Source organism: Micromonospora echinospora (assembly GCF_900091495.1).
Lineage (GTDB): Bacteria > Actinomycetota > Actinomycetes > Mycobacteriales > Micromonosporaceae > Micromonospora > Micromonospora echinospora.
In genome coordinates, this window is the sequence record NZ_LT607413.1 from 125,637 (window position 1) to 137,476 (window position 11,840).

General features: G+C 72.0%; 9 protein-coding genes. 2 read left to right on the plus strand and 7 right to left on the minus strand.

Going from position 1 to position 11,840, the window contains the following annotated elements; all coding sequences use genetic code 11:
• Positions 1-5 precede the first annotated feature (5 nt).
• From GA0070618_RS00545 to GA0070618_RS00555, 3 genes are all read right to left on the minus strand, one after another.
• Entirely contained in the window at positions 6-1,565 is a 1,560-nt protein-coding gene (locus GA0070618_RS00545; RefSeq protein ID WP_088979859.1) for a glycosyltransferase family 2 protein, read from the minus strand.
• Positions 1,562-3,139 carry a glycosyltransferase family 4 protein gene (locus GA0070618_RS00550; RefSeq protein WP_088979860.1) on the minus strand — a complete coding sequence of 526 codons (1,578 nt, stop codon included), beginning with the start codon at positions 3,137-3,139 and terminating at the stop codon, positions 1,562-1,564. Before GA0070618_RS00550 ends, GA0070618_RS00545 begins: the two co-directional genes overlap by 4 nt.
• A gap of 243 nt (positions 3,140-3,382) precedes the next feature.
• On the minus strand, positions 3,383-4,825 hold the full coding sequence (locus GA0070618_RS00555) for a hypothetical protein (protein WP_143740292.1): 1,443 nt from the start codon (positions 4,823-4,825) through the stop codon (positions 3,383-3,385).
• A gap of 230 nt (positions 4,826-5,055) precedes the next feature.
• Here GA0070618_RS00555 and wecB point away from each other — a divergent pair, with 230 nt between their 5' ends.
• Positions 5,056-6,147, plus strand: a complete 1,092-nt coding sequence (gene wecB, locus GA0070618_RS00560; RefSeq protein WP_088979862.1) for a non-hydrolyzing UDP-N-acetylglucosamine 2-epimerase — start codon at positions 5,056-5,058, stop codon at positions 6,145-6,147.
• Between the two features lie 109 nt (positions 6,148-6,256).
• Here the strand turns inward: wecB and GA0070618_RS00565 are convergent, their stop codons facing one another.
• Genes GA0070618_RS00565 through GA0070618_RS00580 form a run of 4 tightly spaced genes read right to left on the minus strand, consistent with a single transcriptional unit; the run spans position 6,257 to position 9,923 of the window.
• Positions 6,257-6,844: a hypothetical protein gene (locus GA0070618_RS00565; protein WP_088979863.1), complete on the minus strand. Its 588-nt coding sequence runs from the start codon at positions 6,842-6,844 to the stop codon at positions 6,257-6,259.
• Complete coding sequence (locus tag GA0070618_RS00570) at positions 6,841-8,223, minus strand: glycosyltransferase (RefSeq protein ID WP_170107841.1); 1,383 nt, start codon at positions 8,221-8,223, stop codon at positions 6,841-6,843. Before GA0070618_RS00570 ends, GA0070618_RS00565 begins: the two co-directional genes overlap by 4 nt.
• The gene (locus GA0070618_RS00575) at positions 8,220-8,798 is read right to left on the minus strand and encodes a hypothetical protein (RefSeq protein WP_088979864.1); all 579 of its coding nucleotides are present in this window, start codon (positions 8,796-8,798) and stop codon (positions 8,220-8,222) included. The genes GA0070618_RS00570 and GA0070618_RS00575 overlap by 4 nt, the downstream gene beginning before the upstream one ends.
• A gap of 30 nt (positions 8,799-8,828) precedes the next feature.
• Positions 8,829-9,923 carry a glycosyltransferase gene (locus tag GA0070618_RS00580; RefSeq protein WP_231931552.1) on the minus strand — a complete coding sequence of 365 codons (1,095 nt, stop codon included), beginning with the start codon at positions 9,921-9,923 and terminating at the stop codon, positions 8,829-8,831.
• Positions 9,924-10,183: 260 nt separating this feature from the next.
• Between GA0070618_RS00580 and GA0070618_RS00585 the strand changes: the two genes are divergently transcribed.
• Positions 10,184-11,830, plus strand: coding sequence for a glycosyltransferase (locus GA0070618_RS00585; RefSeq protein WP_088979866.1), 1,647 nt, complete (start codon positions 10,184-10,186; stop codon positions 11,828-11,830).
• Positions 11,831-11,840 lie beyond the last annotated feature (10 nt).

Below are 11,840 nucleotides of genomic sequence, written 5' to 3' on the forward strand. Positions count from 1 at the left end.
GTCTACTACTTTCCTCCTAGTGGGAGCCTGCGCCGCAGGCGGGCCATCACCCGGCGTGGCGTCACAGGTGCTACGGCGACGATCAGTTGACCCTTGTGGTTGACGGTGGCGGTGAGGACGTGCAGACGCGCGCCGCGGCGGACCACCACACGCTGGGGCACCGCCCGACGGGGACCGCGCAGGGGGGCCGTCCCGGTCGTACCGAACGCGTCGATCCGCGCCTGGATGAGTCGAAGCTTACCGCCGGGGGCCAGGTCGGTGAGGAGAGCGGGCAACAGGATGCGGGCCCGGATGGTGGTGCCGGTGATGTCCGGGACCAGTTCGGTGGTCTCCGCCGGCACGTCGTCGCCCGCCATGACCCGCAACGCGGAGGCGAGGTGCGGCAGGTCGGGACGGGGACTGCGGGCGGTCACCACGAGGGTGCGGGAGCCTTCGAAGGTCACCTGGACGGTGTCGAGGCGGGCGATCCACTCCGCGGCGCTGCCGGTGATCTCGAACCAGTGGTCCGGGATGCCGAGGCGGGGGTCACGGAAGCCGGGGTACTCGGCGTACCACCGGTCGTCCTCCACCACCGTGGGCGGGTTGCCGTGGTCGGCGTCCTGTCGGATCACCGCGAGCAGGTCGTCCAGCTCGCCGTGCCGGGCCAGGGCGAGCCGGACCCGGGGCTCGATGCCGAGCTGGTCGCGGATGGTGTCGGTGAGATACCGCTCGGCCAACGACCGCACCCCGGCGTGGACGCTGGCCTGGGTGGGCCGGTCCAACCCCAGGAAGTCGTTCTCCAGCAGCCGGGCGACCTCCCAGGCGAAGTGGCGCAGCAGCACCGCGTCCCGGCGGGGACCGGCCTCGATCAGCCCGCCCACGAAGTTCATGATCGACTCGGCGCAGTGCAGCCGTTCCAGGTGTCGGCTCTTGTAGGTGATGTTGCGCGCGTTGAACCGCCGCACCGCGAAGTAGTAGTCGTAGTCGGCGAGCACGGAGATCCGCCGGGCCCGGTAGCAGGCCTCGATGGTGAACGGCTGGTCGCTGCCGACCGGCATGTCCTCCGGGTAGCGCAACTTGTGCCGCTCGATCAGCTCACGCCGGAACAGCTTGGTGTTCGACAGCGAGAAGGGCAGCGGCGAGGTGAACAGGTCGACGTCCGACTGGCTCGACTCGAAGATCGCCTGGTGGATGTACCGGCTGTTCACCCCGACCATCCGCCCGAGCACCACGTCGGCGTCCTGCCGGTCGGCGGCGGCGACGAGCCGTTCCAGCGCCTCCGGGCCGAGGTAGTCGTCCGACCCGATGAAGAAGACGTACCGACCGGTGGCGATCTCCAGCGCGCGGTTGCTCGGGTTCGCCGGGCCACCGGAGTTCGGTTGGTGGATCACCTTCACCGTGCCCGGGTACGCCTTGGCGAACCGGTCCAGCTCCCGGCCGCTGCCGTCGGTGGACCCGTCGTCCACCGCGACGACCTCCAGCCGGTCGAGCCCGATCGTCTGTTCGAGCACCGACGTCAGGCACCGGGTCAGGTACGGCATGGTGTTGTAGACGGCGGTGATGACGGTCACGTCGGGGACGGTCACGTGCCGGCCCCCACCGCCGGCCAGTCGGCCGCCGGGTCCACGGCCGGGGCCGGGTGCGTGCCGGGTGGTGTCGGGCCGGGCCGGCCCGGCAGGAGCCGGCGGTAGACGGCGTCCAGCACCTCGGCCTGCGCCTCCCAGGTCCAGCTCTCCAGCAGGCCGGGGCGGTCGTAGGCGGCCCGGTAGCGCGCCGGGTCGGCGAGCACCGCCTTGACGGCCCGGACGTAGTCGGTCACGTCCTCGGCGCGGAACACCTCGCCCTGGCCGGTGGAGCGCACCGTACCGGCCATCGTCTTCACGTCACTGACCACCATCGGCAACCGGGCGTGCGAGTACTCGAAGAACTTCGTGATCAGCGCGATCTCGTGGTTGGGCCAGTGGTGGATCGGGATCGCCCCGGCGTCCGCCCCGGAGAGGAAGGGCACCACCTGCCAGTGCGCCACGTACGGCAGGGCGTGCACCCGGTCGGCGACGCCGAGCCGAGCCGCGCGGGCGAGCACCCCGGTCACGTACGGGCCGGCGGGCTTGTTGACCACCAGCGCGACGTGCACACCGGGCAGTTGCGGCAGCGCGTCGACCATGATGTCCAGACCGCGCTGTTTCGCCGCCGCCCCGCTGTACACCAGCAACGGCACGTCCGGGCCGACTCCACAGAGGGCGCGCAGGTCGGGCGCGGGCGCGTCCGGAACCAGCTCACCGTGGTCGGCCGCCGGGGCGTTGAGCACCACGTCCGGCATGGACGTCAGCCCGTGTTCGCGGCGCAGCAGCTCGGCCAGGCCGTCGGAGACGGTCATCACCGCGTCGGCGTATGGGGCGTACTCCCGCTCGTGGGCCCGGTGCGCGGGCAGCCAACGGGCGTTGTCCTGCCACGGCTTCAGACCGGGCAGGAACTCGTGCGCGTCCCAGACCACCTTGATCTCACGTCCCTGCGCGGCGGCACGGATCTTGGCACGGGCGGCGACCCCGAGCATCCGGAAGTCGTTGGCGTGGATCAGGTCAGGTCGCAGTTCGTCGACCACCGGCCCGTAGGCCAGCTCGTAGTCCCACAGGCCCGGCTCCAGGCGCCGCCACGCGCCGTCGCCCTTCACCGTCTGCCAGAACTTGGTGTACGCGCGGTCCCAGGGGTTACGGAAGCGACGACGGGTGCGGGCCCGGGTGAGCATCCAGTACCGCCCCGAGACCCAGGTACGGGTCACCTTCGCCGCGACCTGCTCGGCCTGGAGCACCCGCCGGCTCAGTCCCAGTCGCGGGGTGGAAGGGTCGGCGACGGCCAACTTCGCGGCCCGGACGGCGAGGTCGGCCTGCCAGGCCCGGACCGCCTGCTGACGATGGGCGGCGATCCCGCTCGGCGGGTACGCCAGCGGCCAGCGCAGCCAGGCCCGGCGGAACTCGTGCCGCCGACGGGCCAGTGGGGCGGGCATGGCCAACAGCCGCACCTCGGCCTCGCCGAGCCGCCATGACTGCGCCACTCCGCCCGGAGACCGGCCCAGCAGGACGACGTCCCAGCCGGCGTCAGCGGCCGAGCGGGCTGTCTTCTGCACCCGGGAGTCGCCGTTCACACCGTTGTCGACCAGCATGACAACCCGTCCACGGGGCTGCCCATTCGCGCTGTCAATCGCCATTCTGCCCGTTTCCGCCTCTCTGCGGGCACTTGGTTCACGTCGAGACATCTCACCGGTTGATGGGTCGGCCATCACCCGGACCCACCGACGAGCCCACGAGAGTCTACGGCAGGCCGGAACGCATCGACCTCGACCTCACCCGCACGGCCGGCGGGCCGGTCACCGGCCCACCGCGACGTCCTCCGCTCCGGCCGACGCCTACCGACCCCGACGCGCCGCCCACCGGGTCGACGCCGTGTCGAGCGCGACGACGACCAGCAGGATCAGCGCCACCCGTAGATAGATCGCCTCCTGGATGCCGAACCGGCTGTACTCGCCGGCCGAGAACATCAGGCTGACCAGGACACTCGCCACGCTGGCCAGCGCCGCGGCCAGCCCGGCCACCACCAGCCACGGCCGGCGGCGCCACGCCCCACTGGCCACCGCCACGGCGACCGCGACCAGCCCCGCCACCACCAGGGCGGGCAGTACCACGGTGACCGGCGGGAAGTAGGCCCGCTGCACCGTCGTGGGCAGCATCGTCACCGGTTTGCCGTACGTGTGCAGGGGGTGCCCGCCCAACGCGTACCGCAGATCCTCGCGGGTGGTGGTGGCGTAGTGCCCCGGATCGGCCAGGGCGTACCGGTAGCCGGAGAGCAGGCTGTGCTCCTCGGTCCAGGCGATCAGCTCCGGGCAGCTCCGGTACGCCTTGGCGACCTCGCTGATCCGCCAGGCGACCCGGTCGGTGGCCGTCTCCACCGCCACGCATCGGGGCATGCCGAGATCGGTGTAGTAGGTGGCCCGCATCTGCGGGTCGTCCATCACCTGGACCATCAGCCGGTAGAGGAAGGTCTCCTCGGTCTGCGGCAGCCCGGTGGCGCTCCACCTCGCGAAGGTACGGTCGGTCGAGCCCTGGATCGCCGCCATCCAGCCCAGCCCGGCCAGCAACACGGCCAGCACCGCCACCGCACCCCGCCGGCGCTGGGGCAGCCGCCAGACGACCAGGACCAGCGCCACCAGCACCAGCCCCACGTAGAGCAGGACGTCCGGCCGGGTGAAGATCCACCAGACCGCGACCGGGGCGGCCACGGCCAGCGCCACTCGGCTGCCGGTCCGCAGTCCGATCACCAGCAGACCGGCGGTGAGGAGGCCGAGGCTGATCGACAGCGACTCGGACAACAGGGTGTGGTCCCAGACGTACACCTGCGGCGTCAGTGCCAACAGGAGCAGGGCGACCGTCGCCACCACCCGCGCCGTCAGCCCGCGCAGGCACAGACAGACCGCGACCACCAGCACCACCCAGGCGACCATCCCGACCAGCCCCTGGAGCCACGCGCGGGACTGGTCGTCACCGGTCAGGGCGTAGAGCAGCGGCGCGCCCCAGGGCCGGGGCGACCCGCCGGTGAACGACAGCACCTCGGTGAAGTTGCGGCCGTCGAGCCGGCCGGCGTAGGAGCGGGAGTCGAACGTCCGGAACGCCTCCGCGTTGACCATCATCACCAGCCGGGCCACGACGTACCCGGCCAGGAGCGCAGCGACCGCCACGACGGACCGTCGACGCAGGACGTCCCGCCACCGGGACGCCCGCGCTCCGGTGGGTGTGTCGCTACGAACTCCGTCCTGCTCAGGGTGGTCGATGACGGCCGGTTGCTCCGTTGCCACGGGGATCCTCAGGGGTCGGGACGGTTACCGTCCGTTGGAAGACAGCCCAGATGTTAGCCTGGGCCGCCTTCGACACGGATGGCCGACGCGACACGCCACCGGTCGTCGGCCGACCGTCCACGCGGTGGGATGCTGGCCAGGGGGTTCCCGCGCACCGGCGACGGTGTCCGGCGGGTCCGGCCGCAGCGGCCGTTCGCACAACACCGCACACTCGGAGGAGACAACCGGAGATGAAGGTACTCAGCGTCGTCGGCGCCCGGCCGCAGCTGGTCAAACTCGCCCCGATAGCCGCGGCGTTCGCCGCCACCGAGCACGAGCATGTCATCGTGCACACCGGGCAGCACTACAACGCCGACCTCTCCGACGTCTTCTTCTCCGGCCTGGGCATCCCGGACCCGGACGTCCACCTCGGGATCGGCTCCGGCAGCCACGGGGCGCAGACCGGCAAGACGCTCGCCGCGCTGGACCCGGTGCTCGCCGAGCAGCAGCCGGACTGGGTGCTCGTCTACGGCGACACCAACTCGACCCTCGCCGGTGCGCTGTCCGCGGTCAAACAGCACCTGCCGGTCGCCCATCTGGAGGCCGGGCTGCGCTCGTTCAACCGGCGCATGCCGGAGGAGCACAACCGGGTGCTCACCGATCACTGCGCGGACCTGCTGCTCGCCCCCACCGGGGAGGCGATGCGGCACCTCGCCACCGAGGGCCTCGCCAACCGGTCGGTACTGGTCGGTGACGTGATGGTGGATGTCTGCCTACGGGTGCGGGACGCGGTGCTCGCCGGCACGCAGGCCCGTCCGGAGCTTCCCGAGGGGATCGACCCGGAGGCACCGTACCTGCTGGCGACCCTGCACCGGGCGGAGAACACCGACGACCCGGAGCGACTCGCCGCGCTGGTGGCCGCCCTGGCCGACCTGCCGGTGCCGGTCGCGCTGCTGGCCCACCCCCGACTGCTGGCCCGCGCCAACGAGCAGGGACTCAAGCTGGCCGGAGGGTCACTGCACGTCGGGCGTCCGCTGCCCTACGCCGCGCTGGTGGCTGCGGTCCTCGGCTCGGTCGGCGTGGTCACCGACTCCGGGGGGTTGCAGAAGGAGGCCTACCTGCTGGACCGGCCGTGCACCACGCTGCGTCCGGAGACCGAGTGGGTGGAGACCCTGCACGACGGCTGGAACGTGCTCGTGCCGGACCCGGCCGCACTGGGTCACACCGGCTGGGTGTCCACCGCGACCCGGCCGACGCCGGAGGCTCCACGCGGTGAGCCGTTCGGCGACGGGCGGGCCGCCGAGCAGGTGGTACGGGTCCTCGCGGAGCACGTCCGCCGGTGACGACGGGACGCCGCAGGTGGATGCCGGATCGTCGGCCCGCCTGCGGCGTCGTGTTCGTCCCGAGTGGTGTCCGCTCCGGGCCGGGTGGCTGACCCGGGGGCGTCCCGGCTCAGCGTTCCGCGGTGAGGACGGGCGGATCCAGTGAGGTGGTCGCCACCGCGTTCGGGAACCGCTTGGCGAGCTTCCAACCGAGCGTCACGGTGAGCATGTCGGACGCGATGATCGCGTCGACCCGGTCGATACCGAGATCCGGCAGCCGACGCTCGAAGAGCCGGGACAGCACCATGGGCCGGACCGCCGCGTAACTCTTCATGAAGACCCGGCGGTGGAACGCGCCGGCGAGCTTCTCGTGCCCCCGCACCAGCGGCCGGACCGGCCGCTGGCCGGTCAGCTTGCCGAGACCGGAGAGCACCGCGCCGGGCCCCCGGAAGACGGCCACCCGTTCGGCCCGCATGACCAGGTGCCGTCGCTCCGCCCCGTCCAGCGAGTGCACCCGCAGGTTCGGCCGTCCGATGACGTCCTGCCAGCCCTGGTCGTCCATGACCAGGACGTCGACCAGCGCGCCCTGCTCGATCAGGTTTTCGGCCAGAGCGATGACCCGCTCGTGCGGCCGGAGGTTGAAGGAGAGCAGGAGCACTCTCGGCTGCCGCCCGGCCGTCACCGTCGCGGCCTCCGCGTTCTCGCCTGTCGTCGTCACGATGCCTCCGCTCCGCCCGCGATGATCCGCCGCTTGACCATGGCCCGCAGCCGGGCCTCCAGGGGGGCGGTCACCGCCTCCCGGGTGAAGGCGGCGGCGTGGGTCTGCGCGTCCGCCCGCAGCTGCGGGGTCATGTCCCGGGCCGCCTTACCAGCGGCGATCATCGCCTGGGCGATCTCGTCCACGTCGAGGCTGTTCGGGTTGAACCACAGCGGATAGCCGGTCAGCACGTCCTGCGCGGCGATGCCCGGGGCGTGCACCGACACGATCGGCCGGCCGCTGGCCATGTACTCGAAGATCTTGCCTGAGGTGACGTAACGCGCCCCGCCGGCCAGGAAGACCAGCACGTCGCTCTCCTGGTAGACCCGCCCGACCTCGGTCTTGGAGACCGGCCCCCGATAGTGGATGGCACCGTCCTCCTCCGCCGAGCCCTCGCCGGACAGCCCCAGCCGTTTCATCATCTCGGACTGGCTCTGCTTGAAGTAGCCCAGGTGACCGTGGATGTTCAACTCCGCGCCGGCCAGGTCGGGGTGCCGCCGGGCCCGCTCGAAGGCGTCCGCCAACTGCTCGACCGGCTGGGTGTTGTTGACCGTGCCCAGGAAGCTGAACCGCAGCGGACGGGCCGGGTCGGTGAATCCCGCGTCGACTGGTTCCCCCTGCGTGAACAGGTCCGGGTCCCAGCCGTTGGGCACCACCATCATCCGGTCCGCCCGCTCCGGGTAACGGTCGGCGTGCCAGGCGCGCAACGGGTTGTTCACGAAGATGGACGCCGACGCGTCCCGCAGGATCCGGTGCTCCCACTTCCAGGCCAGGTGGCCGTCCGGGTAGCCGGGCTTCTCCTCGAACATGTTCAGCGTCCACGCGTCGCGGTAGTCCACCGCGTACGGCACCCCGGTCAGTCGGTGGATCATCCAGGCCGCGGCGAACGACGCGAACGGGTTGCCGGTGGCGAGCACCACGTCGAACCGGCGGCGGGCATGCATCGCCAACGCCTTACGCACCGAGGCGGCGGCCCAGGAGAGGTAGTGCTCGGGGAAGATCTTCGCCAACCCCAGCTTGTACATCTTGCTGGCCATCACCGGGGACATCCCCCGGAAGCGGCTGAACCGCCGCAGGTCCCGTTCCCAGGCGAACTGGCTCAGCGGGGGGCGCTCGATCCGGACCCGGGGGTCGACCGTCTCGGCCAACTGCTCGTCGACGGAACCGATCACCTCGCGCAGGAACTTGATCGGCGCCGCGAAGGCGGTCACGTCCCAGCCGTGGGCGGCGAGATAGTTGGCGGTGGCCCGCGCGCGGTAGACGCCACTGGCCCGGGAGGGCGGGAAATAGAACGACAGGTAGAGAATGCGTGGCTGACGCGGTTCCCGCGTCCGGTTCATGAGTTGTCCCCCTGGACAGCGTTCGGAACGGGCCGGTGCTGGGTTGCTGAGGTACGGCCAGAGTAGTCGTAACTGAAGCAAACCTGCTGCGACGATACCCGGCCGGCACCGGTGGCGACCCGGGCCGCGAACGGCATGGCCACCGGGTCGCTGGCCACCACCAGGTCCACTCCGGGCCCCCGCTCCACCAGCTCGGCGACCAGCCGCAGCCGTGCCTGTGCGCGCGCACCACCCCAGGCCCGTAGGAAAACCCGGTGCGCCCGAGCGGCGACCCGGGTTTCGTACGACCGTCCGGCCCGGCGGGCCACGTCGCGCAGCGGCCCCCGGCCCACCGTCCGCACCACCCGGCGGGGCGCCTTGAAGAACACCGCCTGTTCGATCCGCAGCGCCGGCAGGCGTTGTTCGAGCAGAGCCAGCTCGACCACCGTGACCCCGGCGGGGAACTGGTCCCGGGTCCACTGGGCGATCCGATCGACGACCACGGTCACCCGGTGCCCGTCCGCCACCGCCCGCGCCGACTCCTCCACCACGGCACGTCGACGGGTACCCCCGACGGCCAGAAACAGGACGTGCATCTCACCCCATCCGTTCGTCGCCGCGACAGCTCAGGGAGCCGGGGCGGGCTCGGTGTCGCCGAACCACAGACCGTGGTGGGACCGGGCGACGGCGGCGTACCCGTACCGGTCGGCGAGAGTCTTGTGCGCGAGCGTCAGGTCGAGCCCGTGCGGGTACCGGGCGCGCAGCTCGCGGTACCCGGCGACGATGGTCTCCGGGTCGTCGGTCACGTCGATCATCAGCCCGGCCGCGTCCTCGATCCCGGCCAACGTCCGCTCCGGCCCGCCGCACCGGGTGACCAGCACCGGCAGCCCGGCCGCCAGCGCCTCGACCACGGCCACCCCGAACGTCTCCTTACGGCTCGGATGCACCAGCAGATCGTGCTCGCGCATCAGGCGCAGCGCCTCGTCCGGCGGGATCGCACCGGTGAAGGTCACCGCGTCGGCCACCCCCAACTCCACGGCCCGGGCGGTCAACGACGCCAGCAGCGCGCCCTCACCGACCAGGGTGAGGGTGAGCGACGGGTCGTCCGCCCGGCACCGGGCGAACGCCTCCAGCAGCAGCGGGACGCCCTTGAGATCGGAGAGCGCACCGACGAACAGCCAGCGGCTCAGCGCGGTCACCGGGGCGGAACGCGGCTGGTCGAAGGAGATCGGGTTGGAGATCGCGCCGATCCGCTCGGCGTGGTGCGGGAACGCCTCGACCAACGGACGGCGGACCCCCTCGCCCACCGCCAGGAATCCGGTGCAGCGGTGCAACACCTCGTCGTACATCTCCCGGCCCCGGGGAGTCTCCAACACCTTGTCCAGGAAGCTCGCGTGCTCGGTGACGAACACCCGCGCGTCCGGGCGGGCGTTACGGATCGCGGCCCACCCGCTCGGCAACCCGACGTGGGCGTGGACCACCGATGCGTCGAGGGGCCGGCCGCCCAACGCCGCGCGCAGCGCCCGGTCGTTCCGGTCGGCGATCTCCGGGTGGCCCTGGCCACGGGGCACCGGCACCGGGATGTAGACCAGGTCGGCCCCGCCCACGGTGGGGGTGCGGTGCATGGTGTGCGGCATCAGCGCCCGGTGAGCGGCGAGCACCTCCCGTTCGGCGGGCTCGTCGAGCGCGGCGACCCAGGCGTCGCAGTGAAAGACCGTCATCCGGTCACAGCCGGGCCCGGTGGCGTCGACCATCGCCCGGACGAAGGCGCCACGGAACGGAAGCTCACGGGTTGGGTACCAAGGGGTGATAACAGCAACATCCCGGTGAGAAATCGTCGGCACCCAAACCTTCCCTGCCATATGGCCCAGACAGCCTGACGTTAACATGAGCCGCGTCGATCACGCCCGCCAGCCTGACCGGGCTCGGGACACCCCTGCGCTCCCATCGGAAGGTCAGACATGAAGCGAGTCCACCGGCCATGAGGAACCCGCTGGCCTCCGTACTCCGTCGGGCCACCTCCCCCGCCGTGCTCCGGCACCGCGCCGCCGTCCGGCTGCTGCGGGGGGTCGCCGGCACGCCGGTGCTGCCGGCCCGGGCCCGGGGAGCGCTCGCCCACCAACTCCGGTCCGGGATGACCCGCGCCGGGTGGGCCCCGGCCGACGCGCGGGCGGCTCTGGCCGGACTGGCCCGCACCGCCGACGCTCCCACCCGGGCCGGCCTGCTGATGCGGGAGGCCACCGACGACCTGGCGGCTGGCCGGACACCCGACCACCTCATCGAGGCGGTCGGCGCCGAACTGGCGGTCGCCGACGAGCGGTACGCCCGGGGTGACCGGCGGACGGCAGCCCGGCACCTGAACCGGGCGCTACGGGTGCTGTTCCACCGCGCGCTGCACTTCGACCAGCTCGGTTCCCCGCTGGCCGAGGACCCGGCCGGTTTCCTCGCCCCGTTACGCGACAGTGCCGTGGGCCGGGCCCTGCGGATGCCCCGGGGACGTACGACGCCAGCGGCGCCGCCGCCGGGCGACCGGCCGCTGCGACTGTTGGTCCTCACCAACGGCAACCCGCACTTCCTGCGCGAGATCCGCCAGCGGTACGCCGATCACCCGGCGGTGGAGCTGCGGTACGTGCACCTGTCCGACGACCCGACCACCGCGCCGCTGATCCGGCGGGTCGAACCGGTGGTCGAGCACCTGCTGACCGGGGCCTCGGCACACGGCGACCAGGTCGAGACCTGGCTACGGCCACAGTTGGACTGGGCGGACGTCCTGTTCGTCGACTGGTGCGTGGCGACCGCCGCGCTGGTCACCCTGGTCGACCCCGGGACGACCCGGGTGGTACTGCGACTGCACAGCTTCGAGGCGCTCAGCTTCTGGCCGCACCTGGTCGACTTCAGCCGGGTCGACGACGTGGTGTTCGTCTCCGACCATCTCCGGGAACTGGTCACCGACGTGGTGCCGGAGTTGCTCACGTCGGACGCGCCCCGGCTGCACGTGATCGCCAACGCGATGGACCTGCACGCCTACCCGCGCGCCAAGGACCCGGACGCCCGGTTCACCCTCGGCCTGGTCGGGGTCGGCGCGGTGGCCAAGGATCCGCTCTGGGCGGTCGAGGTGCTCCGCCTGCTGCGCCGGACCGACCCCCGGTACCGGCTCCTGTTGGTCGGCGACGGGCTCCGGGCGGACGCCAGCGGAGCGGTGCGCGAGTACCACGAGACACTCACCCGAGAGCTCGCCGAGTGGGAGCCCTCCGGTGCCGTGGTCCGGGTCGGACAGGTCAGCGACGTTCCCGGGGTGCTCACCCGGATCGGCGTCATCCTCAGCACGTCGGTGCGGGAGAGCTTCCACTGTGCGCTGGTGGAGGGTACGGCGAGCGGTGCGGTGCCGGTGGTCCGCGACTGGCCCTTCTTCGCCCGCCAGGCGCACGGTCCACGCACGCTCTTCCCCGCCGGATGGGTGGTCGACACGCCAGCCGAGGCCGCCGACCGGATCCGTGCGGAGACCGCAGACGAGGAACGCTGGCGGACGGCAGGGCGGGAAGCCGCCGGACACGCCCTGGCGACCTGGGACTGGACAGTCACCCTGCGCCGCTTCGACACGCTGTTCGGGCTACCCCCGCAGCCCTGACCACGGCTAC

Bases quoted from the DNA above. Each gene is read 5' to 3' on its own strand.
- GA0070618_RS00585 (WP_088979866.1), top strand. From the start codon at position 10,184: ATGAGGAACCCGCTGGCCTCCGTACTCCGTCGGGCCACCTCCCCCGCC.
- GA0070618_RS00575 (WP_088979864.1), bottom strand. From the start codon at position 8,798: ATGCACGTCCTGTTTCTGGCCGTCGGGGGTACCCGTCGACGTGCCGTG.
- GA0070618_RS00550 (WP_088979860.1), bottom strand. From the start codon at position 3,139: ATGCTGGTCGACAACGGTGTGAACGGCGACTCCCGGGTGCAGAAGACA.
- wecB (WP_088979862.1), top strand. From the start codon at position 5,056: ATGAAGGTACTCAGCGTCGTCGGCGCCCGGCCGCAGCTGGTCAAACTC.
- GA0070618_RS00570 (WP_170107841.1), bottom strand. From the start codon at position 8,223: ATGAACCGGACGCGGGAACCGCGTCAGCCACGCATTCTCTACCTGTCG.
- GA0070618_RS00580 (WP_231931552.1), bottom strand. From the start codon at position 9,923: ATGACGGTCTTTCACTGCGACGCCTGGGTCGCCGCGCTCGACGAGCCC.